This is a genomic window from Aeromicrobium marinum DSM 15272, assembly GCF_000160775.2.
GTDB lineage: Bacteria > Actinomycetota > Actinomycetes > Propionibacteriales > Nocardioidaceae > Aeromicrobium > Aeromicrobium marinum.
Window position 1 is genome coordinate 1,030,283 of record NZ_CM001024.1, and the last position, 24,079, is coordinate 1,054,361.

Annotated in this window: 24 protein-coding genes and 1 riboswitch; of the genes, 23 read left to right on the top strand and 1 reads right to left on the bottom strand. The window is 72.3% G+C overall.

What is annotated here, in order from left to right:
- Positions 1 to 24: 24 nt before the first annotated feature.
- The 14 genes from coaBC to HMPREF0063_RS05450 all read left to right on the top strand — a co-directional run bounded on the left by coaBC (position 25) and on the right by HMPREF0063_RS05450 (position 13,321).
- Positions 25 to 1,227 carry a bifunctional phosphopantothenoylcysteine decarboxylase/phosphopantothenate--cysteine ligase CoaBC gene (coaBC, locus tag HMPREF0063_RS05385; protein ID WP_007077638.1) on the top strand — a complete coding sequence of 401 codons (1,203 nt, stop codon included), beginning with the start codon at positions 25 to 27 and terminating at the stop codon, positions 1,225 to 1,227.
- Positions 1,228 to 1,291: 64 nt separating this feature from the next.
- Positions 1,292 to 2,479, top strand: coding sequence for a methionine adenosyltransferase (gene metK / locus HMPREF0063_RS05390; protein WP_007077639.1), 1,188 nt, complete (start codon positions 1,292 to 1,294; stop codon positions 2,477 to 2,479).
- 90 nt (positions 2,480 to 2,569) lie between these two features.
- Positions 2,570 to 4,492: a primosomal protein N' family DNA-binding protein gene (locus HMPREF0063_RS05395; RefSeq protein WP_007077640.1), complete on the top strand. Its 1,923-nt coding sequence runs from the start codon at positions 2,570 to 2,572 to the stop codon at positions 4,490 to 4,492.
- A gap of 32 nt (positions 4,493 to 4,524) precedes the next feature.
- The gene (gene fmt, locus HMPREF0063_RS05400) at positions 4,525 to 5,448 is read left to right on the top strand and encodes a methionyl-tRNA formyltransferase (RefSeq protein WP_007077641.1); all 924 of its coding nucleotides are present in this window, start codon (positions 4,525 to 4,527) and stop codon (positions 5,446 to 5,448) included.
- Positions 5,445 to 6,731, top strand: a complete 1,287-nt coding sequence (locus HMPREF0063_RS05405; protein ID WP_007077642.1) for an RsmB/NOP family class I SAM-dependent RNA methyltransferase — start codon at positions 5,445 to 5,447, stop codon at positions 6,729 to 6,731. The genes fmt and HMPREF0063_RS05405 overlap by 4 nt, the downstream gene beginning before the upstream one ends.
- 60 nt (positions 6,732 to 6,791) lie before the next feature.
- Complete coding sequence (gene rpe, locus HMPREF0063_RS05410; RefSeq protein WP_007077643.1) at positions 6,792 to 7,457, top strand: ribulose-phosphate 3-epimerase; 666 nt, start codon at positions 6,792 to 6,794, stop codon at positions 7,455 to 7,457.
- 173 nt (positions 7,458 to 7,630) lie between these two features.
- A riboswitch (FMN riboswitch) is annotated at positions 7,631 to 7,759 on the top strand.
- 70 nt (positions 7,760 to 7,829) lie between these two features.
- Positions 7,830 to 8,864: a bifunctional diaminohydroxyphosphoribosylaminopyrimidine deaminase/5-amino-6-(5-phosphoribosylamino)uracil reductase RibD gene (gene ribD / locus HMPREF0063_RS05415; RefSeq protein WP_007077644.1), complete on the top strand. Its 1,035-nt coding sequence runs from the start codon at positions 7,830 to 7,832 to the stop codon at positions 8,862 to 8,864.
- Positions 8,864 to 9,499, top strand: a complete 636-nt coding sequence (locus tag HMPREF0063_RS05420; RefSeq protein ID WP_007077645.1) for a riboflavin synthase — start codon at positions 8,864 to 8,866, stop codon at positions 9,497 to 9,499. The genes ribD and HMPREF0063_RS05420 overlap by 1 nt, the downstream gene beginning before the upstream one ends.
- Complete coding sequence (locus tag HMPREF0063_RS05425; protein WP_007077646.1) at positions 9,496 to 10,722, top strand: bifunctional 3,4-dihydroxy-2-butanone-4-phosphate synthase/GTP cyclohydrolase II; 1,227 nt, start codon at positions 9,496 to 9,498, stop codon at positions 10,720 to 10,722. Before HMPREF0063_RS05420 ends, HMPREF0063_RS05425 begins: the two co-directional genes overlap by 4 nt.
- Before the next feature lie 46 nt (positions 10,723 to 10,768).
- Positions 10,769 to 11,242 carry a 6,7-dimethyl-8-ribityllumazine synthase gene (ribH, locus tag HMPREF0063_RS05430; protein ID WP_007077647.1) on the top strand — a complete coding sequence of 158 codons (474 nt, stop codon included), beginning with the start codon at positions 10,769 to 10,771 and terminating at the stop codon, positions 11,240 to 11,242.
- Positions 11,243 to 11,253: 11 nt separating this feature from the next.
- Positions 11,254 to 11,517, top strand: a complete 264-nt coding sequence (locus HMPREF0063_RS05435) for a phosphoribosyl-ATP diphosphatase (protein WP_007077648.1) — start codon at positions 11,254 to 11,256, stop codon at positions 11,515 to 11,517.
- Positions 11,518 to 11,577: 60 nt separating this feature from the next.
- The gene (hisG, locus tag HMPREF0063_RS05440; protein WP_007077649.1) at positions 11,578 to 12,423 is read left to right on the top strand and encodes an ATP phosphoribosyltransferase; all 846 of its coding nucleotides are present in this window, start codon (positions 11,578 to 11,580) and stop codon (positions 12,421 to 12,423) included.
- Positions 12,411 to 12,836, top strand: a complete 426-nt coding sequence (locus tag HMPREF0063_RS05445) for a PH domain-containing protein (RefSeq protein ID WP_050760909.1) — start codon at positions 12,411 to 12,413, stop codon at positions 12,834 to 12,836. The genes hisG and HMPREF0063_RS05445 overlap by 13 nt, the downstream gene beginning before the upstream one ends.
- Positions 12,833 to 13,321: an SseB family protein gene (locus HMPREF0063_RS05450; RefSeq protein WP_007077651.1), complete on the top strand. Its 489-nt coding sequence runs from the start codon at positions 12,833 to 12,835 to the stop codon at positions 13,319 to 13,321. Before HMPREF0063_RS05445 ends, HMPREF0063_RS05450 begins: the two co-directional genes overlap by 4 nt.
- Here the strand turns inward: HMPREF0063_RS05450 and HMPREF0063_RS05455 are convergent.
- Entirely contained in the window at positions 13,299 to 14,282 is a 984-nt protein-coding gene (locus HMPREF0063_RS05455; RefSeq protein ID WP_040320121.1) for an ACT domain-containing protein, read from the bottom strand. The two genes, HMPREF0063_RS05450 and HMPREF0063_RS05455, sit on opposite strands and share 23 nt — an antisense overlap.
- Before the next feature lie 299 nt (positions 14,283 to 14,581).
- On the opposite strand from HMPREF0063_RS05455, the gene infC reads away from it, so the two are divergent.
- From infC to argC, 9 genes are all read left to right on the top strand, one after another.
- Positions 14,582 to 15,259 carry a translation initiation factor IF-3 gene (gene infC, locus HMPREF0063_RS05460; RefSeq protein ID WP_007077652.1) on the top strand — a complete coding sequence of 226 codons (678 nt, stop codon included), beginning with the start codon at positions 14,582 to 14,584 and terminating at the stop codon, positions 15,257 to 15,259.
- Positions 15,260 to 15,454: a 50S ribosomal protein L35 gene (gene rpmI, locus HMPREF0063_RS05465; protein WP_007077653.1), complete on the top strand. Its 195-nt coding sequence runs from the start codon at positions 15,260 to 15,262 to the stop codon at positions 15,452 to 15,454.
- Between the two features lie 36 nt (positions 15,455 to 15,490).
- Positions 15,491 to 15,883, top strand: a complete 393-nt coding sequence (gene rplT / locus HMPREF0063_RS05470) for a 50S ribosomal protein L20 (protein ID WP_007077654.1) — start codon at positions 15,491 to 15,493, stop codon at positions 15,881 to 15,883.
- 17 nt (positions 15,884 to 15,900) lie between these two features.
- Complete coding sequence (locus tag HMPREF0063_RS05475; protein ID WP_007077655.1) at positions 15,901 to 16,725, top strand: TrmH family RNA methyltransferase; 825 nt, start codon at positions 15,901 to 15,903, stop codon at positions 16,723 to 16,725.
- A 35-nt stretch (positions 16,726 to 16,760) separates the two neighbouring features.
- Positions 16,761 to 17,807 (top strand): sensor histidine kinase, encoded by a 1,047-nt coding sequence (locus HMPREF0063_RS05480; RefSeq protein WP_007077656.1) that lies wholly within the window; start codon positions 16,761 to 16,763, stop codon positions 17,805 to 17,807.
- 71 nt (positions 17,808 to 17,878) lie between these two features.
- A complete protein-coding gene (gene pheS, locus HMPREF0063_RS05485; RefSeq protein WP_007077657.1) occupies positions 17,879 to 18,982 on the top strand; it encodes a phenylalanine--tRNA ligase subunit alpha in 1,104 nt (367 codons plus the stop codon).
- A complete protein-coding gene (gene pheT / locus HMPREF0063_RS05490) occupies positions 18,982 to 21,465 on the top strand; it encodes a phenylalanine--tRNA ligase subunit beta (RefSeq protein ID WP_007077658.1) in 2,484 nt (827 codons plus the stop codon). Before pheS ends, pheT begins: the two co-directional genes overlap by 1 nt.
- Positions 21,466 to 21,525: 60 nt before the next feature.
- Positions 21,526 to 22,974 (top strand): argininosuccinate synthase, encoded by a 1,449-nt coding sequence (gene argG, locus HMPREF0063_RS05495; RefSeq protein WP_007077659.1) that lies wholly within the window; start codon positions 21,526 to 21,528, stop codon positions 22,972 to 22,974.
- Between the two features lie 50 nt (positions 22,975 to 23,024).
- Entirely contained in the window at positions 23,025 to 24,071 is a 1,047-nt protein-coding gene (gene argC, locus HMPREF0063_RS05500) for an N-acetyl-gamma-glutamyl-phosphate reductase (RefSeq protein ID WP_007077660.1), read from the top strand.
- Positions 24,072 to 24,079 lie beyond the last annotated feature (8 nt).

Below are 24,079 nucleotides of genomic sequence, written 5' to 3' on the forward strand. Positions count from 1 at the left end.
GGAACCGGACTCAGGTCGACCAGCATGAGTGAGATCGTCCTCGGTGTCTCCGGGGGAGTCGCCGCCTACAAGGCGGCGCTGCTGGTGCGCCTGTTCACCGAGTCCGGACACGGCGTCCAGGTGGTGCCGACGGAGTCCGCGCTGGAGTTCGTCGGCCGGGCCACCTGGGAGGCGCTGTCGGGGCGGCCGGTGCAGACCGGGGTGTTCGAGAACGTCTCCGACGTGCCCCACGTGCGGATCGGTCAGCAGGCCGACCTCGTCGTCGTGGCACCCGCGACCGCCAACACCCTGGCCAGGGCGGCCCACGGACTGGCCGGCGACCTGCTCACCAACACCCTCCTGACGGCCCGCTGCCCGGTGGTGTTCGCGCCGGCGATGCACACCGAGATGTGGACCCACGCGGCCACGGTGGCCAACGTCGCCACCCTCCGGTCGCGGGGTGCCACGGTGCTCGACCCGGCCGTCGGCCGCCTGACCGGCAGCGACACGGGACCGGGGCGACTGCCGGAGCCCGCCCAGATCTACGCCGCCTGCCTCGCCGCGCTGGCGGGTCGGCCAGCCGACCTCACCGGTCGCCGGGTGCTGATCTCCGCGGGAGGCACCCGCGAGTACCTCGACCCGGTGCGGTTCCTGGGCAACCGCTCGTCCGGGTTGCAGGGGTACGCGCTCGCCGAGGCTGCGGCGGCCCGGGGCGCCCGCGTGACGCTGGTGGCGGCCAACGTGGGCCTGCCCGACCCGGCCGGGGTCGAGGTCGTCCCGGTGGTGACCACCGAGGACCTGCGCCTCGCCGTGCTGGAACGGGTCGAGGGCTCGGACGCGGTGGTCATGGCTGCGGCTCCGGCGGACTTCCGCCCCACGTCCTACGCGGCCTCGAAGATCAAGAAGCGCGACGACGGTGCCACGCCGACGATCGAGCTCACCGAGAACGCGGACATCCTGGCCGAGCTGGTGCGGTCCCGGACCGGGCGGACCCCGGTGGTCGTGGGCTTCGCCGCCGAGACCGGAGACGACCAGGGCACCGTCGTCGAGCACGGCCTGCGCAAGCTGGCCCGCAAGGGCTGCGACCTGCTCGTCGTCAACGACGTCAGCGCCGGCAAGGTGTTCGGGCGCGACGACACCGAGGCCGTCATCCTCACCGACGCCGGCGACACCCATCCGGTCGCGCCCGGCCCCAAGTCCGAGCTCGCGCACGTGATCTGGGACCACGTCGTCCGCCGGATGGGATGACCGTCCACATCCCGGTCACCATGACTAGACTGCCGATGTTCCCTCGACCACCACAGGAGATTGTGTGAGCCGCCTCTTCACGTCCGAGTCCGTCACCGAAGGACACCCGGACAAGATTGCCGACCAGATCAGCGACAGCATCCTCGACGCCCTGCTGGCCGACGACCCGCGCAGCCGGGTCGCCGCCGAGACCTTCGTGACCACCGGCATGGTGCTGGTCGGCGGCGAGGTCACGACCAAGGCGTACGTCGACATCGCCCGAATCGCCCGCGACCGCGTGCTGGAGATCGGCTACGACTCCTCGGTCAAGGGCTTCGACGGTGAGTCCTGCGCCGTGCAGGTCACCCTCGACGCGCAGTCGCCCGACATCGCCCAGGGCGTCGACCAGGCGGAGGAGACGCGGGTCGGCGGAGCCACCGACGCGCTCGACCTGCAGGGTGCCGGCGACCAGGGCCTCATGTTCGGCTTCGCGGTCGACGAGACCCCTGAGCTGATGCCCCTGCCGATCACGATCGCGCACCGCCTGGCGGAGCGGCTGACCGAGGTCCGCAAGGACGGCACGCTGCCCTACCTGCGTCCCGACGGCAAGACCCAGGTCACCATCGAGTACGACGACGACGACAAGCCCGTCCGGGTGGAGGCCGTCGTGCTGTCCACCCAGCACGACGAGGGCGTCGACCTCGAGCACCAGCTGCCCGACGACATCAAGAAGCACGTCATCGACGCGGTGCTGTCGCAGTACGACATCGACTCCTCGGACTACCGCCTGCACATCAACCCGACCGGCAAGTTCGTGATCGGCGGACCGATGGGCGACGCCGGGCTCACCGGCCGCAAGATCATCGTCGACACCTACGGCGGCTACGCCCGGCACGGCGGTGGCGCGTTCTCCGGCAAGGACCCGAGCAAGGTCGACCGCTCGGCCGCCTACGCCATGCGGTGGGTCGCCAAGAACATCGTCGCGGCCGGCCTGGCCACCAAGGTCGAGGTGCAGGTCGCCTACGCCATCGGTGTGGCCCGCCCCGTCGGCTTCTACGTCGACACCTACGGCACCGAGAAGGTCCCGGTCGACACGATCCGCGACGCGGTTCTCGAGGTCTTCGACCTGCGTCCCGGCGCGATCGTGCGGGACCTCGACCTGCTGCGTCCGATCTACGCCCAGACGGCGGCCTACGGACACTTCGGTCGTCCGGGCCTGCCGTGGGAGGAGACCGACCGCGCCGACGCACTCCGCGCGGCCGCCGGCCTCTGATCCACCCGGTCCACCGGATCCACGACCGCGGCCCCTGCCTCACGGCGGGGGCCGCGGTCGTCGTCGGTGGCGGCTGGTAGAACTCACCCTGTGACGACCGCCGACGCCGATCAGCTGGCGTTGATCGACGTCCCGGCGGCAGGTCGGGCCCCGGCGTCACGCGCCGGACCGCGGCCCCGGGCGGCGGCCTCGCGACTCCCGGTGGCGCGGGTGGTCGTCGACGTCCCGCTGGCCCACCTCGACCGGCCGTTCGACTACCGCGTGCCGGCCGACCTCGACGAGCAGGTCGTCCCGGGGTGCCGCGTGAAGGTCCGTTTCGCCGGGCGGCGCGTGGCCGGGTTCGTCGTCGAGCGGGTCGAGATCTCCGAGGTCGAACGGTTGGCCGACATCGACACCGTGGTCTCGCCGGAACCGGTGCTGCGCCCGGACGTGCTCCACCTGGCGCGGGCCGTGGCCGACCGGTACGCCGGAACCTTGGCCGACGTGCTGCGTCTGGCCGTCCCGCCGCGCCACGCGCGGGCCGAGTCGGCAGCGCGTCCCACCCCCTCGGTTCCCGCCGCCGACCCGGCGGACCGGGTGCGGGGACGGTCGGTCTGGGCCGCCCTGCCCGGCGACGACGTCCCGCGTCGGGTGGCCCGGGCCGCGGCCGCCGAGGTGGCCGCCGGTCGAGGCGTGGTCGTCTGCGTCCCCGACCAGGCCGACGTCGACCGGTGGTCGGTGGCCTTCGCCGAGGTGCTGGGTCCCGGTGCGTACGTCGAGCTCACGGCCGGTCAGTCGGCCGAGCGCCGCCACCGGTCGTTCCTGGCGCTGTCGCGTGGTGACGTCCGCATCGTGCTGGGGACCCGTGCCGCCGCCTACGCCCCCGTCGACGACGTCGGGCTGGTCGTCATGTGGGACGACGGCGACGACCTGTTCGCCGAACCCCGCGCCCCCTACCCCCACGCCCGCGAGGTCCTGCTGCTCCGGGCGGTCCAGCAGGACGCGTCGGTGCTCCTGGTCGCCCACGGTCGCAGCGTCGAGGCCCAGTCACTGGTCACCTCCGGGTGGGCCGAGGACCGGACCGCTGACCTGGCGGACCGTCGGCGCGCCTGGGCTCGCGTCGACGTCGTCGATGCCGACGAGCGTGGCGCGGGGCCGGTGCGGCTGCCCGAGCGGGTCGTCCGCGCGATCAGGGCGGCCGACGGTCCGGTGCTCGTGCAGGTGCCGCGCCGCGGCTACCGTGCGGCGCTGTCGTGCCAGGACTGCCGGCGGCCCGCGCGGTGCCGGACCTGCGAGGGTCCGGTGCACCAGACCTCGTCCAGTGCCGACCCCGTGTGCCGGTGGTGCTCACGCAGCGATCCGTGGCGGTGCCGCACGTGCGGAGGCACCACGTGGCGGTCGGGGGTGGTGGGACACCTGCGGACCGCCGAGGAGTTTGCGCGCACCTTCCCTCAGCGCACCGTCGTGACCTCGGGCGGAGCGAGCGTGCTGACCACCGTCGAGGACCCGACCGCCCTGGTGCTGGCCACCCCGGGGGCCGAACCGCCGGTGACCGACGGATACGCGGTGGTCGTGCTGCTCGACACCTGGCTGATGCTGGCCCGCGACGACGTCCGGGTCGTCGAGGAGTCGCACCGACGATGGTTCAACGCCCTGGCCCTCGCCCGGCCGGACGGTCGGTGCCTCGCGGTGGGCGACTCGACCGTGCTGCAGGCGCTGGTCCGCACCGACCCGCGCGGGCTGGCCGAGCGGGAGCTGCAGGACCGCGCGGCCACCCACCTCCCACCGGCCGGCCGGCTGGCGACGGTCGACGCGCCGCAGGAGGTCCTGGCCGACCTCGTCGCGGCGTCGTGGCCCGAACACACCGAGGTGCTCGGACCCGTGCCGCTCGACGACGACCTGCACCGGTTGGTGCTGCGGGCCCCCCGACGTCGTGGCGCGGAGCTGTCCCAGGCGCTGCAGGCGGTGCAGGCGGAGCGGTCGGCGGCCAAGCTCGCCGGGCCCCGGGTGCGCATCGACCCGCAGCAGATCTGACCACGCGGGCCCAGCACCTAGACTCGGCCGATGTGAGACTCGTCTTCGCCGGAACACCCGACACCGCCGTCCCCGCCCTCGAGGCCCTCGTCGCCAGCCGGCACGAGGTGGTGGCGGTCGTCACCCGTCCGGATGCCCGGTCGGGACGGGGGAGGACCGTTGCGCCGTCGCCGGTGGCCGTGGCCGCCGAGGCGCACGGCATCGAGGTGCTGAAGCCCCTCACCCCGGCGGAGCCCGACTTCCACGCCCGGCTGGTGGAGCTGGCTCCGGACTGCTGCCCGGTCGTGGCGTACGGCGCGATGCTGCGCCGGGCGGCGCTCGACGTCCCGACGTGGGGGTGGGTCAACCTGCACTTCTCGGTGCTGCCGGCCTGGCGCGGGGCGGCGCCGGTGCAGCGGTCGATCATGGCGGGGGACGAGGTCACCGGGGCCTCGGTCTTCAGCATCGTGGAGGCGCTGGACGCCGGGCCCGTGCTCGGTGTCATCACCGAGCGGATCCGCCCCGACGACACGGCGGGCACGCTCCTCGACCGACTCGCCCACGAGGGATCCCGCCTGCTGGTGGACGCCATGGACCACATCGAGGCGGGCGACATCGCCGCCCACCCGCAGGCGGACGACCACGTCTCCTACGCCCCCAAGCTCTCGACCGAGGACGCCAGGGTCGACTGGGCCAGGTCCGCTTTCGCCGTCGACCGGCAGATCCGTGGCTGCACCCCCAGCCCCGGCGCGTGGACCGTGCTCGGCGAGGACCGCGTGAAGATCGGTCCGGCCGTGGTGAGCGACGACCGGACGCTCCCTCCGGGACGGATCGGGGTCTCCAAGCACGAGGTGCGCGTCGGCACCACCACGACCGACCTCGTGCTGGGCGACGTGCAGGCGGTCGGCAAGCGACTCATGCCGGCCGCCGACTGGGCCCGCGGCCTGACCTTCGGTCCGGACGCGGCGTTCGCATGACCGATCCGGTGCGCGCGATCGCCTTCCACGCGCTGCGAGCGGTGGACGAGCGGGACGCCTACGTGAACCTCGTCCTCCCCGCGATGCTCGACGAACACCACCTCGAGGGACGGGACGCGGCCTTCGCCACCGAGCTCGTCCACGGCACCGTGCGGCGGCAGGGGACCTACGACGCGATCATTCGGCAGGTGTCGGGGCGTGACCTCGCCTCGATCGACCCGCCGGTCCTCGACGCGCTGCGCCTCGGGGCGCACCAGCTGCTCTCGATGCGGGTGCCGGCCCACGCAGCCGTCTCGACGACGGTCGACGTCGTCCGGCGCGAGATCGGCCACAAGCCGGTGGGATTCGTGAACGCGCTGCTGCGCCGCATCGGTGCGCAGGACCTCGATGCCTGGGTGGAGCAGGTCACCGAGGGTCTCGGACCCGACGAGGCGCTGGCGGTGCGCACCTCCCACCCGGTGTGGATCGTGCGCGCGCTGCGCACCGCCCTCGGGGGCCACGCCGCGCAGATCACCAAGCTGCTGACCGCGGACAACGTCCCGCCCCGGGTCACACTCGTCGCGCGTCCGGGCCTGTGCGAGCCGGAGTCGTTGCCGGGCACTCCCGGTCTGCTCTCGCCGCACGCACGCATCCTCGACGAGGGTGGGGACCCGGGATCGATCCCCGAGGTCCGGGACGGACGGGCCGGGGTGCAGGACGAGGGGTCGCAGCTGGTCGCCCTCGCGCTGGCCGACGCGCCGCTGGAGGGTGCGGACGGTCGCTGGCTGGACGTGTGCGCCGGCCCCGGTGGCAAGGCGGCCCTCCTGGGGGCGCTCGCCCGGGAGCGCGGCGCCGTGCTGGTGGCCAACGAGGTGCAGGAGCACCGTGCCGAGTTGGTCCGGCTGGGGGTGCGCCGGCTCGACAACGTGGAGGTCACGGTGCACGACGGACGGGCCGGGCCGTGGGAGGCGGGGTCGTTCGACCGGGTGCTCGTCGATGCCCCGTGCACCGGGCTGGGCGCCTTGCGTCGTCGGCCCGAGTCGCGGTGGCGCCGCACCGAGGCCGACCTCGACCTGCTCGTGCCGCTTCAGGAGGAGCTGCTGACGCGCGCGCTCGAGCTGGTGCGCCCCGGCGGGGTCGTCGTCTACGCCACGTGTTCGCCGCACGTCCGTGAGACCACCGACGTCGTCACGGCCGTCACCGGCGGCCGCGACGACGTGTCCGTCCTGTCCACCCACCAGTGGTGGCCGCACATCGACGGCACGGACGCCATGTTCTGCGCGCTCGTGCGGAGGTCGGCATGACCCGGTCACGCGACTCGTTGCCCGTGCACGCCACCACGGCTGCCCACTAGGGTCGTCGCCATGGCCGTCCGCATCACCCCCAGCGTCCTCAACGCCGACTTCGCGCATCTCGCCGACGAGTGTGCCCGCATCCCCGGTGCCGACTGGCTGCACCTGGACGTCATGGACAACCACTTCGTGCCGAACCTGACCCTGGGTGCGCCCGTGATCGAGTCGCTGGCCAAGGTCGTGGCGCAGCCGATCGACGCGCACCTCATGATCGCCGACCCCGACCGCTGGGCCCCCGGGTTCGTCGAGGCCGGTGCGCGCAGCGTCACCTTCCACGTCGAGGCCGCGGCCGCCCCGGTGCGGCTGGCCCGCGAGATCCGCGCGAAGGGCGCGAGGGCGTCGATGGCGCTCAAGCCCGCCACCCCGATCGAGCCGTACGCCGACCTGCTGCCCGAGCTGGACATGGTGCTGATCATGACGGTCGAGCCGGGCTTCGGCGGGCAGTCGTTCCTCGACCTGTGCCTGCCGAAGATCCGGCGGGCCCGCGAGCTGCTCGACCGTGTCGGGGGTGACGTCTGGCTCCAGGTCGACGGCGGGGTCTCGCTGGGGACGATCGAGCGCTGCGCGGACGCCGGCGCCGACACCTTCGTGGCCGGATCCGCCGTCTTCGGCGCCGATGACCCCGAGCAGATGGTGCAGGCCCTGCGCGAGCGGGCCGTGGCCGCCTGCCGGCACTGACCCCGCTCTGCCGGCGGTAGGTCGGCAACCTCACCGACCCGACGGCGGTAGGTGGGCAACCGGACGACGTCCGGATTCGGTTGCCCACCTACCGCTCGACGGGGTGATCGGTTGCCCACCTACCGCCGCAGGGGGCGGCGGGCGTGGGTAGACTGGTGCCACGAGCCAACGCTCGCGTGCTCCGGGGTCGGTGCAATTCCGAACCGGCGGTGACAGTCCGCGACCCGAACCCCTCCGGGGGTGAGGTTGAACCGGTGGAACTCCGGTACCGACGGTGAAAGTCCGGATGAGAGGCGCACGCCGACGTGCAGCGCGCCCGCGCCCCGCACGCCGAACCCCGGTGACGTGAGTTCACGACCACCGGAGGACAGCATGGCCAGCGAGCACGAGATCCGCGCCATGCGGCGCGCCCTCGACCTGGCCCGCGACCGTGGGAGCTGCCTGCCCAACCCCACCGTCGGCTGCGTCCTGCTGGACGTCCACGGTGAGGAGATCTCGGCCGGTACGACCGTTCCCGGCGGGGCGCACGCCGAGGTGGAGGCGCTGACCGCCGCCGGCGAACGGGCACGGGGGGCCACCGCGGTGGTGACGCTCGAGCCCTGCGCCCACCACGGCAACACCGGTCCGTGCGTCGAGGCGCTGGTCGGGGCCGGGGTGGCGCGAGTGGTCGTCGCCGAGACCGACCCGAATCCCGTCGCCGCCGGTGGGGTCGAGGCGTTGCGCAGGGCCGGCCTCGAGGTCGAGACCGGGATCCTGGGCGACGAGGTCGAGCCGCTCAACCGTGCGTGGCGGTTCGCCGTCACCCGGGGACGGCCGTTCGTCACCTGGAAGTACGCCGCCACCCTGGACGGACTCAGCGCGGCGCCCGACGGCTCCAGCCAGTGGATCACCGGCCCCGAGGCGCGCCGCGACGTCCAGGTCTTCCGGGCCCAGTGCGACGCAATCGTGGCGGGCACGGGTGCCGTGCTGGCCGACGACCCCCGGCTCACCGTCCGCGGCACCGACGACCTGCCCGTCGCCCGTGAGCGCCAGCCGCTCCGGGTCGTCGTGGGCGAGACGACCATCCCGAGCTACTACCGCGTGTTCGACCGGGTCGCGCCGACCCTGCAGGTGCCGAGCAGGGATCCCGCCGCGGTCCTGTCGACCCTGGTCGAGCGCGACATCCGACACGTCTGGCTCGAGGGCGGTCCACGACTCGCCGGAGCCTTCTGGAACGCCGGCCTCATCGACCGGGTGATCGGGTACATCGCACCCTCGATGCTGGGCTCGGGCCGAGCGGCGCTGGAGGGCGAGGCCACCACGCTGGCCGACCTGCGACCGATCGACATCACCGACCTGACCCGGATCGGTCCGGACATCCGGATCATCGGCACGCCGGGTCCCGCACCGAGGGAGACCTACGCCTGATGTTCACCGGACTCGTGGAGGAGAAGGGCGTCGTGACCGCCGTCGAGCGGCTGGGCGACTCCGTCCGGCTGACCGTGCGCGGCCCGGTCGTCACCGCGGACGCCGCCCACGGCGACTCGATCGCGGTCAACGGCTGCTGCCTGACCGTCGCCTCACGGCCCGAGGCCCCGGAGCCCTCGACCTTCTCGGCCGACGTGATGGCCGAGTCGCTCGACCGGACCTCCCTCGGTGCGTTGACGGTCGGCTCCGAGGTGAACCTCGAGCGGGCGATGGCGGCAGGGGACCGGCTCGGTGGTCACCTGGTCCAGGGCCACGTCGACGGCACGGGCCGCCTGGTCGACCGCACCGCCAGCGAGAACTGGGAGGTTCTGAGGTTCACGGTGCCCGCCGCGCTGGCGCGCTACCTGGTGAGCAAGGGCTCGATCACGGTCGAAGGGGTGTCGCTGACCGTGGTGGAGGTCGTCGACGACGACCCCGAGCACGGGTGCTGGTTCTCGGTGTCCCTCATCCCCACGACCATCGCCGACACGACGCTCGGCACCCTGACCCCCGGCAGCCCCGTCAACCTCGAGGTCGACGTGCTGGCGAAGTACGTCGAGCGGTTGCTCGAGCACAGGAAGAGAGACGACGCATGAGCGTGCGACTGGACAGCATCGAACGGGCGATCGCCGACATCGGCGACGGCAAGGCCATCGTGGTCGTCGACGACGAGGACCGCGAGAACGAGGGCGACATCATCTTCGCGGCCAGCAAGGCCACCCCGGAGCTGATGGCCTTCCTGGTCCGGTACTCCAGCGGCCTGGTCTGTGCGCCGATCACCGGCGACATCCTCGACCGGCTCGCGATCCCGTTGATGACGCCGCACAACCGCGACCGGCTGCGCACCGCGTACACCGTGTCGATCGACGCCCGCGACGGCGTCACCACCGGCATCTCGGCGTCGGACCGCGCCCGGACCTGCCGGGTGCTGGCCGACTCGGCCACGGAGCCCTTCGAGATCACCCAGCCGGGCCACATCGTGCCGTTGCGGGCCAAGCCCGGGGGAGTGCTCGAGCGCCCCGGCCACACCGAGGCGGCGGTCGACTTCGCCCGGCTGGCGGGACTGACACCGGCCGGCGTCATCGGCGAGGTCATGAACGACGACGGCACCCTCAAGCGGGCACCGGAGCTGCGGGAGTTCGCGGACGAGCACGGCCTGGCCCTGGTCTCGATCGAGGACCTGCAGTCGTACCTGCGGCGCCACGAGACGCAGATCGAACGACTGGCCACGACGGTGCTCCCGACGGAGTTCGGCGAGGTGACGGCGCTGGGCTACCTCGACCGCATCGACCGGACCGAGCATGTCGCGCTGGTCTACGGGGAGCTCGGCACGACCGACGTCCTCACCCGGGTGCACAGCGAGTGCCTGACCGGCGACGTGTTCGGCTCGCAGCGCTGCGACTGCGGCCCTCAGCTGCAGGCCTCCTTCGCCGAGATCAGCGCGGAGGGGTCGGGGGTGGTGATCTACCTGCGGGGGCACGAGGGCCGTGGCATCGGGCTGCTGCACAAGCTGCAGGCGTACGCGTTGCAGGACTCCGGACGTGACACCGTCGACGCCAACCTGGACCTGGGGTTCGGCGAGGACGAGCGCGACTACGCCGCGGGGGCCCAGATCCTGCGGGACCTCGGGATCACGTCGGTGCGGCTGCTGACCAACAACCCCGGCAAGACCGCCGCGCTGGAGGCCTACGGGGTGTCGGTCACCGAGCGGCTGCCTCTGCAGATCGCTCCCACGGAGCACAACCTGCGGTACCTGCAGACCAAGGCCGAGCGGATGGGCCACGACCTGCCCGCCCTCGTCCCGGAGGAGACGGCATGAGCGAGCGCCAGCGAGTGAACGTCGGATCTGTCGGGCCGGTGCTGGCATGAGCGGGGCCGGGGCGCCGAGCCTGCAGGTCGATGCCGCTGGTGCGCGGGTCGCCGTGATCGCCTCCAGCTGGCACACGGTGGTCATGGACGGCCTCGTCGGCGGTGCGCAGCGCGCGCTGGCCGACGCCGGCGTCACGGACGTGACCCTGGTGCGCGCGGCCGGCTCGTTCGAGCTGCCGCTGCTGAGCCTGGCGCACGCCCGCGCCGGCTTCGACGCGGTCGTGGCCCTGGGCGTCATCATCCGCGGGGGGACGCCGCACTTCGAGTACGTGTGCGCGGCGGCCACCGATGGGCTGGCGCGGGTCGCGCTCGACACCGGCGTCCCCGTCGGGTTCGGGCTCCTGACGTGCGACACCGAACAGCAGGCGCTGGACCGCGCGGGACTGCCCGGCAGCCCCGAGGACAAGGGACGCGAGGCCACCGAGGCTGCACTGGCGACCTGGTCGGTCCTGCGGACGCTCGCCGACTAGACTGGCCCGCGATGAAGACCTTCGAGCAGCTGTTCAGCGAGCTCAGCGACAAGGCCGTGAACCGCCCGGCCGGTTCCCGCACCGTCGCCGAGCTCGACGCCGGCGTACACACGATCGGCAAGAAGCTGGTCGAGGAGGCCGCCGAGTCCTGGATGGCCGCCGAGCACGAGGGGGCCGAGCGCGCCGCCGAGGAGCTCAGCCAGCTGCTGTACCACGCCCAGGTCATGATGATCGCCGCCGGCCTGTCGCTCGACGACGTCTACGCCCACCTGTGAGCCGGGTCCCCGGCCGCCCCGCACCGTCCCGTCCGCCGCTCGCCCCGTGAGGTCCCAGACATGCTGAAGGTCGCTGTTCCCAACAAGGGCGCGCTGTCCGAGGCCGCCGCCCTCATGCTGGCGGAGGCCGGATACCGCCAGCGTCGCAACACCAAGGACCTGGTGGTCGTCGACGCGGCCAACGACGTCGAGTTCTTCTACCTGCGGCCCCGCGACATCGCCATCTACGTCGGCCAGGGCACGCTCGACGTCGGGGTGACCGGTCGGGACCTCCTGCTCGACTCCGGCGCCGAGGCCGACGAGGTCATGACCCTCGGCTTCGCCGCGTCGACGTTCCGGTTCGCCGCACCGGAAGGTGGCCCGGCCGCGGTCGAGCAGCTCGCCGGGCGCCGCATCGCGACGTCGTACCCGGGCATCGTCGGGGCCCACCTCGCGGCCCGGGGTGTCGAGGCCGACGTGGTGCGACTCGACGGAGCGGTCGAGACCTCGATCCGTCTTGGAGTCGCCGACGCCATCGCCGACGTGGTCGAGACCGGCACCACCCTGCGGCAGGCCGGACTGGCGGTGTTCGGCGAGCCGATCCTGCAGTCCGAGGCCGTCGTGGTCACCCGGCGGGGCGCTGCGTCCACCCCGGGTCTCGACGTCTTCCGGCGTCGTCTCGACAGCGTCATCGTCGCCCGCACCTACGTGATGATGGACTACGACATCGACGGCGCCCAGGTCGACCGGGCGGTCGAGCTGACACCGGGCATCGAGTCGCCCACGGTGTCGCCCCTGCACCGCGAGGGCTGGTTCGCGGTCCGCTCGATGGTGCCGCGCGACGCCGCCCAGCAGGTCATGGACGAGCTGTACGCGATCGGTGCCCGCGGCATCATCGTGACCGACATCCTGGCGTGCCGCATCTGATGGCGGCCCTGCTCACCGTGCGGCCGGGCGGGGCCCGGTACGTCGCGTACGGCGTCGCCGCCGTCCTGCTGGTCATGACGGTGGTCATCGGTGTGTCGCTGCCGGAGACGATCGAGTTCACGACGGCCGAGCTGGTCACCCTGGCGTTCACCCTCGGCGGCGTGCTCGTCGTGCTGCACGGGGTCGGACGATCCCGGGTCGTCGCCGACGAGGCCGGCATCCGCATCGTCAACGGCTACCGCAGCCACGACTTCCACTGGGCCGCCGTGGCCGGCATCTCCATGAAGGAGGGCGACCCCTGGCCCACGCTGCTGACCATCGACGACGCCCGCGTGATGCTGTTCGCGATCCAGCGCACCGACGGTCCGCAGGCGTCGGCGGCGGTGCGGCGTCTGCGTGAGCTCGCCGCGTGAGTCACGACCGTTCCCTGGCCGAACCGGCCTTCCCCGGCGACGACGGACGGGTCGACCCCGACCTCGCCTCCGTGGTCGACGACCCCGTCGAGACGTTGGGACGCCTCGGCGCCGCCCGGGTGTTCGTGCCGATCGTGGCCCTGGCCGGCGACGTGCCGACCGACGGCGACAAGGACGCCGAGATGGCCGCCGTGCTCCTCACGGGTGCCGACGGGCGCACCGCCCTCCTCGCCTTCCGCAGCGTGGCCACCATGGCCGCCTGGAACACGGGCGCCCGACCGGTCCCGGTCTACGGGCAGGCCGCCGCCCGCTCGGCGATCGCCGAGGGCGCGTCGGCGATGGTGCTCGACCTCGGCTCCCGCGGTTCGTTGGTCGTCGAGACCGACGACCTGGAGCACATCGCGGCAGGTGACCGCCTGGTGCGCACCGACCGCGGCACCGCCTGGGTGCGTGCCACCTCGCCTACCGACGAAGGGGCACCGTGATGCGGACCAGGTCGTCGTGCCGCTCCACGCGGGCGACGTAGCCGGCGCTCCCGACGGCGCGCAGCAGGGCATCGTTCGCGCCGGCCGACAGCAGCACCACCTGGTCGCCGCCGCCCGCCAGCACCGCGGCCGCGGCCTGCTTGACCAGCATCGAGTCGATGCCGCGGCCCTGCCACGCGTCCTCCACCAGGATCTGGCAGGTCCAGGCCTGGTCGACGCACTCCAGGACGGCGTGCCCGACGACGTCGAGCCCCGTCTGCGCGATCCACGCGGTCCCGGTGTCCGGGATGACGAGCCGCCGTGCCATGCGGGTCGTCATCGGCATCCGCAGCGGTGCCTGGTAGCGCGCGTACAGGGTGGCCGCGCTGCACCGCCCGTGCAGGGCCGCGACGTTGTCGATGTCGGCGAGCGTCGCCTCCCGCACCAGGGGGAGGGGATGGAACGGACTCGGCGCGATCAGGGGCAGGTCGACACCGGCGTCGCTGACCAACGAGAGCAGGGCCTGCGCGCGCGCCCTCTCGGCCGGGGTGAACGCGACCGCGCGACTGATCCGCAGGACGCTGCCGTTGCGCCGGGTCAGGTCCAGGACGTCATGACCCGCGTAGTCGAGCACGTCCGGCGGCTCGGTCTCGAGCAGCTCCCGGAGCACCTCCTCGACGTCGCGGCCCTCCTCGAGGATCTCGTGGACCCCCCGCAGGTACCGGGTGGGTGCGTCGACCACGCCGTCGACCTCCACCCGGGTGACGGCCACCCCCGTGCCGCCGGCCGCGGCGAACACCCCGGCGACGGCCAGGTCGTCCCACCCGGGCGGCGCCTCGACCACGAACTCGTCGGTGACGTCGGCGCCACCGCCGAAGACCTGCATGGCCACGATGTTGAGCCCGGCGTCGCCGCAGGCGGCCGCGACGCCGGCCAGCATGCCGGGCCGGTCCTGCAGGGTCGTCCGCACACGCCAGGCCATGCGACCATCGTCGGTCCGCCGTGTTGCGGGACCGCTTCGATCGCATGACGGGCCGGTCACGGTCGTCGACGATTTCTCGCGACCGGTGATGGCTGCTACGCTGGCAGGCGAAGTGGAGGCCCCCTCCCACCTGCGAGATCGCGAGATCCCGGGGTATCCGGCCGGTTCGTCCGGCCGACCAGTGACGCGACGGCACTCAGGTGCTGCAGCGGCGCTGTCCGGTGGCCTCCGTTTCTCACGGAGGCCTTCGTCATTCCCGGGCCTCCTCTCGAACCCCAGGAGGACCCATCACCACAGAGTTGCGCGTCAACGAACGCATCCGCGTCCCGGAGGTCCGGCTCGTCGGACCCGGTGGCGAACAGGTCGGCATCGTCCGCATCGAGGACGCCCTGCGCCTGGCTGCGGAGTCCGACCTCGACCTCGTCGAGGTCGCGCCGACGGCGCGACCGCCGGTCTGCCGCCTGATGGACTACGGCAAGTTCAAGTACGAAGCCGCCCAGAAGGCCCGCGAGTCCCGGCGCAACCAGACCAACACCGTCATCAAAGAGATGAAGCTGCGTCCGAAGATCGACCAGCACGACTACGACACCAAGAAGGGTCACGTCGTGCGGTTCCTGAAGGCGGGGGACAAGGTCAAGATCACGATCATGTTCCGCGGTCGCGAGCAGCACCGTCCCGAGCTCGGGTTCCGGTTGCTGCAGCGGCTCGCCGCGGACGTGGAGGATCTCGGCTTCATCGAGAGCCACCCGCGTCAGGACGGACGCAACATGACCATGGTGCTCGGACCGCTGAAGAAGAAGTCCGAGGCCATCGCGGAGGTCAAGGCCGAGAAGGCCAAGGTCACCGCCGAGAAGACCGCCGAGAAGGAGGCCGAGGAGGCCGCCGACAAGGCACACCGCGAGGCCGCCCACAGCAACGCGGCACCCAAGAAGCCCCGTCGACGTTCCGAGAACCTCGACCCAGACATGGAGGCATAAATGCCGAAGTTCAAGCCCCACTCGGGCATGAAGAAGCGCGTCAAGCTCACCGGGAGCGGCAAGCTCCGTCGTGAGCAGACCAACCGTCGCCACCTCCTGGAGCACAAGTCCTCGAGCCGCACCCGCCGCCTCGAGGGCACGACGGACGTCTCGAAGGCCGACACCAAGAAGGTCAAGAAGCTGCTCGGTCTCTGACCGCTCACATCCCCCATCGTTTGAAGGAGAATTGACATGGCACGCGTCAAGCGTTCTGTCAACGCACAGAAGAAGCGCCGCGAGACTCTCGAGCGCGCGAAGGGCTACCGCGGTCAGCGGTCGCGGCTCTACCGCAAGGCCAAAGAGCAGGTCATCCACTCGCACGTCTACAACTACCGTGACCGCAAGGCGAAGAAGGGCGACTTCCGTCGCCTCTGGATCCAGCGCATCAACGCTGCGGTCCGCGCCGAGGGCATGACCTACAACCGCTTCATCCAGGGCATCAAGGCCGCGGGTGTGGAGGTCGACCGCAAGAACCTGGCCGAGCTCGCGGTCCACGAGCCCGCAGCGTTCTCGGCCCTGGTGCAGCTGGCCAAGGACAACCTGCCGGCCGACGTCAACGCGCCGAAGGACGACGCCGCGGTCTGACCCGCGGCACACCACGCGTGGCGAGCACGCCTGAGCAGCTGACCGTCCGGTCCGGACGGGTCAAGCACGCCAGGCGGCTCGCCACTCGTGCGTTCCGGGCCGAGCAGCGCGAGTTCCTCGCCGAGGGCCCGCAGGCCGTGCGGGAGGCACTCGCCCACGGCGGTGCCGACCACCGCGGGACCGTCATCGAGGTCTTCGCGACGAGTGAGGCCACCGACCAGCACGACGACCTCGTGACCGCGGCCCGCCGTGACGAGGTCGTATGGCACGTCGTGGCGCCCGACGTGCTCGACGCCCTCACCGACACCGTCGCGCCCCAGGGGGTCGTCGCCCGGTGCGCCATGGTCGACCGGCCGCTCAAGGCGCTGCTCGACCGGTCTCCGACGTTCCTCGTCGTGTGTGCCGACATCCGGGACCCCGGCAACGCCGGTGCCGTGATCCGGTGCGCCGACGCGGCCGGCGCCGACGGGGTCGTGTTCACCGGCGACAGCGTCGACCCCTACAACCCCAAGAGCGTCCGGGCGACGGTCGGCAGCCTGTTCCATCTCCCTCTGGTCATCGACCGGGACGTGGAGGGCACCCTCGCCGCACTGCAGTCGGCGGGCCTGCAGGTGCTGGCCGCCGACGGTGCAGGCGACGTCGACCTCTTCGATCCCTCCCTCGACCTCGCGGCGCCGACCGCGTGGCTCATGGGCAACGAGGCGTGGGGTCTGCCGGAGGCGACGCGCGGGCGGGCCGACCATGTCGTCGCGGTCCCGATCTTCGGCCGGGCCGAGAGCCTGAACCTCGCCACGGCGGCAGCGGTCTGCCTCTACACCACGGCCCGCTCCCGGCTGTCGTGACAGCCGCCGGCGCCGCGAGCGGCTAGGTTCGGAGGGTGGACCTCGACGACTTCCCGGACGGCGTCATCATCGCCGGACCCGATGGTCGGGTCGCGTACGTCAACGACCGGATCAGGTCGTTGGCCCGTGCCACGGGTGACGAGATGCTCGGGATGCCGCTCGACGAGGCCATGCCCTTCGACGACCTGAACGGCAACACCTGGATGGCCTGCACGCGGCCGTACGACGGACTGTCCACCCGGACCACCATCACCGAGCAGTCCTGGTACTCACCGCGGGGCAGCGAGTACCTGGTCACGGCGGCGCTCGTGCGGGACCGGCCCGGCGGAGCGGTGCAGCGCGTCATCCTCAGCGTGAGGAGCGCCCGTGCCCGCAACCACCGTGACCGGGAGCGGTCCGACCTGGTGGCCACGGTCGCGCACGAGCTGAGGTCTCCGCTCACCGGCATCAAGGGGTTCACCGCCACCCTGCTGTCCAAGTGGGACCAGTTCTCCGAGGAGCAGCGGCGCTTCATGCTGGAGACCGTCGACGCCGACGCCGACCGGCTGAGCCGCCTGATCACCGAGCTGCTGGACGCGGCCCGGATCGACGCGGGCCGGCTCACCCTGAAGCGCGGTCCGGTCCGGCTCGACGACCTCATCGGCCGGGTGCTGCGCGGGGTGACGGCCGGTGGTGGTGACGGCCGGTGGGCGCTGGACCTCGGAAGGGTCCCCGTCGTCTGGGGCGACGACGACCGGCTCGTGCAGGTCGTGACCAACCTCGTCGAGAACGCCCAGCGACACGGGCACGGGCTCGCCTCGCTGGCGGTCGCCGAGGAGGTCGTGGACGGCCGTCCGGGCGTCCGGCTGCACCTGGTCGACCGTGGTCCCGGCATCCCCGAGGAGATGCGGATGCGGGTGTTCAGCCGCTTCTGGCGGTCCGGGCCCGGGGCGGGCAGCGGCCTCGGGATGTACATCGTGCGAGGGATCGTGGACCAGCACGGAGGTCGGGTCGACATCGACGATGCCGAGGGCGGCGGAGCTGACATCAGCGTCTGGCTCCCGGTCAACGAGCCCGACACCCTCACCGACCCGGTGCCCTGACCGGCGCGGGCCGTGTCCTCACTAGACTGACCGGGTTCCGCCGCCCCCACCTTCAGGAAGCACAGGTCTGCATGTCTGCGCCCAACTCCGACTACGACCCCGTCGAGGTCACCCCGCTGCACCCCGACGAGGTGGCGCGGATGCGGGACGAGGCGGTGCAGGCCGTCGCCGGGGCCGGGACGCTCGCCGAGCTCAAGCAGGTCCGTATCGACCATGCCGGTGACCGGTCGCCACTGGCGCTGGCCAACCGTGAGATCGGTGCGCTGCCGCCGCAGGCGCGCAAGGAGGCGGGGCAGCGGGTCGGACAGGCGCGCGGTGCCGTCGCGCAGGCGCTCGCCGGGCGGACCGCGGAGCTCGAGGAGGTCGAGGCGGCTCGCATCCTGGCCGAGGAGACCGTCGACGTCACCCTGCCGCCGATCGCCGAACCGGTCGGGGCGCGGCACCCCGTCACCACGATCTCCGAGCACGTCGCCGACATCTTCGTCGCCATGGGGTGGGAGGTCGCCGAGGGTCCCGAGGTCGAGGCCGAGTGGCTGAACTTCGATGCCCTGAACCTCGGACCGGACCACCCTGCGCGCACGATGCAGGACACGTTCTTCGTCGATCCCGCGGCCGCGGCGATGGTCCTGCGGACCCACACGTCACCGGTGCAGGCGCGCACGATGCTGACCCGGACCCCACCGATCTACGTGGTGTGTCCCGGTCGCGTGTTCCGCACCGACGAGCTCGACGCCACCCACTCGCCGGTGTTCCACCAGGTCGAGGGCATGGCGATCGACGAGGGCCTCACGATGGCGCACCTCAAGGGCACGCTCGACCACTTCGCGCAGGCCGTGTACGGCGACGGCATGACCACCCGGTTCCGTCCGTCGTACTTCCCGTTCACCGAGCCCAGCGCCGAGATGGACCTGCTCTGCTACGTCTGTCACGGTGAGCCCGACCTGGTGGCCACCTGTCGCACCTGTCGGGGCGAGGGGTGGGTCGAGTGGGGCGGCTGCGGGGTGGTCAACCCGCGGGTCCTGACGGCCTGCGGCGTCGACACCGACCGGTACACCGGCTTCGCGTTCGGCATCGGTCTCGACCGGACCATCACCGGCCGCTACGACATCGCCGACCTGCGCGACCTGTTCGACGGCGACATCCGCTTCACCCAGCCGTTCGGGAGTGATCTCTGATGCGCGTGCCCGTCGAGTGGCTCCGGTCCATGGTCGACCTGCCGGCCGGCACGACCACCGAGCAGATCGCCGACCGGCTCACGGCGTTCGACCTCAAGCTGGAGGAGATCATCGGTGCCGCCGTGACCGGGCCGCTGGTCGTCGGTCGTGTCCTGGAGCTCACCCCGGAACCGCAGAAGAACGGCAAGACGATCAACTGGTGCCGGGTCGACGTGGGACCCGGCGGTCCGGACGACGGCTCTGCCGAGGGTCGGGGCATCGTCTGCGGTGCCCACAACTTCGGTGTCGGTGACCTGGTCGTGGTGGCCCTGCCCGGTGCCGTGCTGCCCGGCGGGTTCGCGATCGCTGCACGCAAGACGTACGGCCACGTGTCGGACGGGATGATCTGCTCGGCCGCCGAGCTGGGGCTGCCGGCCGACGGCGAGGGCATCATCGTGCTGCCGGGCGATGCGGCCGCACCCGGCGACGACGCCGTCAGTCTGTTGGAGCTCGGGGGAGAGGTGCTCGACCTCGAGGTCAACCCCGACCGGGCCTACGCGCTGTCACTCCGGGGCGTGGCCCGCGACACGGCCCTGGCGTTCGACGTCCCGTTCGTCGATCCCGTTCCGGACCTGCGGCCGGCCACCGGTGAGGCGCACCCGGTGGAGGTGCGCGACGCCGATGCCTGCCCGGTGTTCACCGCCCGGGTCGTGACCGGCTTCGACCCCACCCGCCCCACCCCGCGGTGGATGGCACGCCGCGTCGAACAGGCCGGCATGCGGTCCATCTCGCTGGCCGTCGACGTCAGCAACTACGTCATGCTCGAGCTCGGCCAGCCCAACCACGCCTACGACCTCGCGAAGGTCACGGGTCCGCTGGTCGCGCGCCGGGCGCGTCCGGGCGAGCACGTGACGACGCTCGACGACGTCGACCGCGCCCTGGACCCCGACGACCTGGTCATCGCCGACGACGACGGTGCCGTGGGCATCGCGGGGGTCATGGGTGCGGCCCGCGTCGAGATCGACCCCACCTCGACCGACATCGTCATCGAGGCCGCCCACTTCGATCCAGCGGTCATCGCGCGCAGCGCCCGGCGCCACAAGCTGGGGTCCGAGGCCTCGCGGCGCAACGAGCGCGGCGTCGACCCCGCCCTGTCCGCAGCGGCGTCGCAACGGGTCGCCGACCTGTTGGCCGAGCTCGGTGGGGGAGTCGTCGGCCCGGGCCTCACGGTGGTCGGTGAGCCGGCTCCCCGCCGGGCCGTCACGATCGACGACGACCTGCCGGCCCGCATCAGCGGTGTGCCGATCAGCGCCGAGGTCGCCGTCGCAGCCCTGGCCGCCGGTGGCGGGTACGTGTCGCACGACGCGGGTCGCATCACCGTGACGCCGCCGACCTGGCGCTTCGACCTGACCGATCCGCACGACCTCGTCGAGGACGTCCTCCGGGTCGTCGGCTACGACCAGGTTCCGTCGGTGCTGCCGACGGCGCCGGCCGGCCGCGGCCTCACCCGGTCGCAGCAGCTGCGCCGCCGGGCGAGCCGGGCGCTGGCGACCGCCGGGCTGGTGGAGGTCAAGACCTTCCCCTTCGCCGGACCTGCCGATCTGGACCGCCTCGGGCTGCCCGAGGACGATCCGCGTCGCCGCCAGGTGCTGCTGGCCAACCCGTTGTCGGCCGAGGAGCCCGGGCTCACCACGACCCTGCTGACGGGCCTGCTGCGTGCCGCGGCACTCAACGTCGGCCGAGGTCACGCCGACGTCTCCATCGTCGAGACGGCACGGGTCTTCCTGCCCGCCGAGACCCTGGTGCCCGCCCCCGTCTACGGCGTCGACTCCAGGCCCACCCCGGCGGAGGTCGAGCTGCTCGACGCCGCCCTGCCCGACCAGCCCCATCACGTGGGCCTGGTCATGTTGGGTCAGCGGGTCGGGTCCGGATGGGCCGGCCCCGGTCGCGCAGCCGGTTGGGCGGACGCGATCTCCGTCGCCCGCCGGGTCGCCGAGAGCCTGCACGTGGAGCTCGAGGTCGCCGCGACCGAGCACGCACCGTGGCACCCCGGCCGCTGTGCGTCCCTGTCGGTCGACGGGACGGTCATCGGCCATGCCGGCGAGCTGCACCCGCAGGTCGTCGCCGCCCACGGACTCTCCGGGCGGGTCGCTGCCGCCGAGCTCGACCTGGACGCGCTCGTCGCCGCCGCTCCCGCCCTGGGTCCCCGACCGGAGTTCTCGACCTATCCGGTGGCCAAGGAGGACCTCGCCTTCGTCGTCGAGCGGGGCACGCCCGCCGGCCGGGTGCTGTCGGTCCTGCGGGCCGCCCACCCGGTGATCGAGTCGGTGCGTCTGTTCGACGTGTACGACGGCGACCAGGTGGCCGACGGCAGTGTCTCGCTCGCCTTCTCCCTGCGGCTGAGGGCTCCCGACCGGACCCTGGGCGACGAGGAGATCCGTACGGTCCGCGATGCTGCGGTCGACGCGGTCACCCGCGAGTTCGGTGCCACGCTGCGGGCCTGACCCGACCCTGGGCCCGACCCTGGGCGCAAGAACTTGCAGCAGTGTGCAAGAATGTGTGTCATGTCCAAGGTCATGACCAGTCTTCCCGTCGGCGAGCGCGTCGGCATCGCCTTCTCCGGAGGTCTCGACACCTCCGTCGCCGTCGCCTGGATGCGGGACAGGGGAGCCGTCCCCTGCACCTACACCGCTGACATCGGGCAGTACGACGAGCCGGACATCGCGGGGGTGCCGGGACGGGCCATGCAGTACGGCGCCGAGCTGGCCCGCGCCATCGACTGCAAGCGACCCCTGGTCGACGAAGGGCTCGCGGCGTTGGCGTGCGGAGCCTTCCACATCCGGTCGGCCGGCCGCACTTACTTCAACACCACCCCGCTCGGCCGCGCGGTCACCGGCACCCTGCTGGTGCGGGCGATGCACGAGGACGACGTCAACATCTGGGGCGACGGGTCGACGTTCAAGGGCAACGACATCGAGCGCTTCTACCGCTACGGCCTGCTCGCCAACCCCGAGCTGCGCATCTACAAGCCGTGGCTCGACGCGGCCTTCGTGGCCGAGCTGGGCGGACGCACCGAGATGAGCCAGTGGCTCGTCGAGCGGGGCCTGCCGTACCGGGACAGCCAGGAGAAGGCGTACTCCACCGACGCCAACATCTGGGGCGCCACCCACGAGGCCAAGACGTTGGAACACCTCGACGTGTCGCTCGAGACCGTCGAGCCGATCATGGGCGTCAAGTTCTGGGACCCGGCGGTCGACATCGACACCGAGGACGTCACGATCTCCTTCCGCGAGGGTCGGCCGGTGGCGATCGACGGCGACGCGTTCGGGGGCGACCCCGTCGCGCTGGTCCACCAGGCCAACGTCATCGGTGGTCGGCACGGTCTGGGCATGTCCGACCAGATCGAGAACCGCATCATCGAGGCCAAGAGCCGCGGCATCTACGAGGCGCCCGGGATGGCGCTGCTGCACATCGCGTACGAGCGCCTGCTGAACGCGATCCACAACGAGGACACCATCGCCAACTTCCACCAGCACGGTCGCCGGCTCGGACGGCTGATGTACGAGGGTCGGTGGCTCGACCCGCAGGCGATGATGCTGCGCGAGTCGATCGAGCGGTGGATCGCCTCGCTCATCACCGGCGACGTGACCCTGCGGCTGCGGCGCGGTGAGGACTACTCGGTCCTGGACACCCAGGGTCCGGCGTTCTCGTACCACCCCGACAAGCTCTCCATGGAGCGCACCGACAACGCCTCGTTCGGCCCCATCGACCGCATCGGTCAGCTGACGATGCGCAACCTGGACATCGCCGACTCCCGGGCCAAGCTCGAGATGTACGCGGCCCAGCCGCTGGACCAGGGTCAGGTGCTGGTCGAGAACGGCACCCTGTTCGGCGAGCTCCCCGCCGGCGGGGCGACCCGGATCGAGGCCAACCCGGCCGCCGAGGGAACCGGTGGCGAGTCCGCCGGCGAGCAGCTGCTGGACGCCGCCGCCATGGAGCTCGGCACCGACTGACCACGCAACCCTTCCCACACCCACGACCCGACTTCTGCAAAGGTGGACCGATGACCACGATCACCGTCGCCGTCGCCGGTGCGAGCGGATACGCCGGCGGTGAGGTGCTCCGGCTCCTGCTGTCGCACCCGCAGGTCCGCATCGGCGCCCTCACCGCCGCATCCAGCGCGGGCACCGCGCTGGGCGCCCACCAGCCGCACCTGGTGCCGCTCGCGGACCGGGTGCTGCAGCCCACCACGGCCGAGACCCTGGCCGGCCACGACGTGGTGTTCCTGGGTCTGCCCCACGGTCAGTCCGGCGCGATCGCGGCCGAGCTGGGCGACGACGTGCTCGTCATCGACTGCGGCGCCGACCACCGGCTCCGGTCGGCCGACGACTGGACCGAGTTCTACGGTGGCGAGCACGCCGGCACCTGGCCCTACGGTCTCCCCGAGCTCATCGTCGGCGCCGGCCACCAGCGCGACGCGCTCGGCGGGGTCGACCGCATCGCGGTGCCGGGCTGCAACGTCACCGCCATCACCCTCGGCATCCAGCCGGCCGTCGCCGCCGGTCTCGTGGAGGCAACCGACCTCGTCGCGGTGCTGGCGAACGGCTACTCCGGCGCCGGCAAGGCGCCCAAGCCCCACCTGATGGCGTCGGAGGGTCTCGGCGCGGCGTCTCCCTACGGGGTCGGCGGCACCCATCGTCACGTCCCGGAGATCATGCAGAACCTCCGCCTCGCGGGGGCGGACGAGGTGACCATCTCGTTCACGCCGACCCTCGTGCCGATGGCGCGCGGCATCCTCGCCACCACGACGGCCCGCCTCGCGGCGGGTGTCGACCTCGAGGCGGTGCGGGCCGCCTACCGGGCCGCCTACGACGACGAACCGTTCGTGCACCTGTTGCCCGAGGGTCAGTGGCCCACCACCGCGGCGACCCTCGGCGCCAACACCGCGCAGATCCAGGTCGCGATCGACCGCCGCGTCGGGCGGCTCGTCGTCGTGTCGGCGATCGACAACCTCGTCAAGGGCACCGCCGGCGGCGCGATCCAGTCCATGAACCTCGCCCTGGGTCTTCCCGAGACCACGGGTCTCTCCACGATCGGAACGGCACCATGAACGAGCGT

What these genes read in the sequence shown, in the direction of transcription:
- coaBC (WP_007077638.1), top strand. Translation starts at nt 25, where the DNA reads ATGAGTGAGATCGTCCTCGGTGTCTCCGGGGGAGTCGCCGCCTACAAG.
- HMPREF0063_RS05405 (WP_007077642.1), top strand. Translation starts at nt 5,445, where the DNA reads ATGACCGATCCGGTGCGCGCGATCGCCTTCCACGCGCTGCGAGCGGTG.
- rpe (WP_007077643.1), top strand. Translation starts at nt 6,792, where the DNA reads ATGGCCGTCCGCATCACCCCCAGCGTCCTCAACGCCGACTTCGCGCAT.
- ribD (WP_007077644.1), top strand. Translation starts at nt 7,830, where the DNA reads ATGGCCAGCGAGCACGAGATCCGCGCCATGCGGCGCGCCCTCGACCTG.
- HMPREF0063_RS05420 (WP_007077645.1), top strand. Translation starts at nt 8,864, where the DNA reads ATGTTCACCGGACTCGTGGAGGAGAAGGGCGTCGTGACCGCCGTCGAG.
- HMPREF0063_RS05425 (WP_007077646.1), top strand. Translation starts at nt 9,496, where the DNA reads ATGAGCGTGCGACTGGACAGCATCGAACGGGCGATCGCCGACATCGGC.
- ribH (WP_007077647.1), top strand. Translation starts at nt 10,769, where the DNA reads ATGAGCGGGGCCGGGGCGCCGAGCCTGCAGGTCGATGCCGCTGGTGCG.
- HMPREF0063_RS05435 (WP_007077648.1), top strand. Translation starts at nt 11,254, where the DNA reads ATGAAGACCTTCGAGCAGCTGTTCAGCGAGCTCAGCGACAAGGCCGTG.
- hisG (WP_007077649.1), top strand. Translation starts at nt 11,578, where the DNA reads ATGCTGAAGGTCGCTGTTCCCAACAAGGGCGCGCTGTCCGAGGCCGCC.
- HMPREF0063_RS05455 (WP_040320121.1), bottom strand. Translation starts at nt 14,282, where the DNA reads ATGGCCTGGCGTGTGCGGACGACCCTGCAGGACCGGCCCGGCATGCTG.
- rpmI (WP_007077653.1), top strand. Translation starts at nt 15,260, where the DNA reads ATGCCGAAGTTCAAGCCCCACTCGGGCATGAAGAAGCGCGTCAAGCTC.
- rplT (WP_007077654.1), top strand. Translation starts at nt 15,491, where the DNA reads ATGGCACGCGTCAAGCGTTCTGTCAACGCACAGAAGAAGCGCCGCGAG.
- pheS (WP_007077657.1), top strand. Translation starts at nt 17,879, where the DNA reads ATGTCTGCGCCCAACTCCGACTACGACCCCGTCGAGGTCACCCCGCTG.
- pheT (WP_007077658.1), top strand. Translation starts at nt 18,982, where the DNA reads ATGCGCGTGCCCGTCGAGTGGCTCCGGTCCATGGTCGACCTGCCGGCC.
- argG (WP_007077659.1), top strand. Translation starts at nt 21,526, where the DNA reads ATGTCCAAGGTCATGACCAGTCTTCCCGTCGGCGAGCGCGTCGGCATC.
- argC (WP_007077660.1), top strand. Translation starts at nt 23,025, where the DNA reads ATGACCACGATCACCGTCGCCGTCGCCGGTGCGAGCGGATACGCCGGC.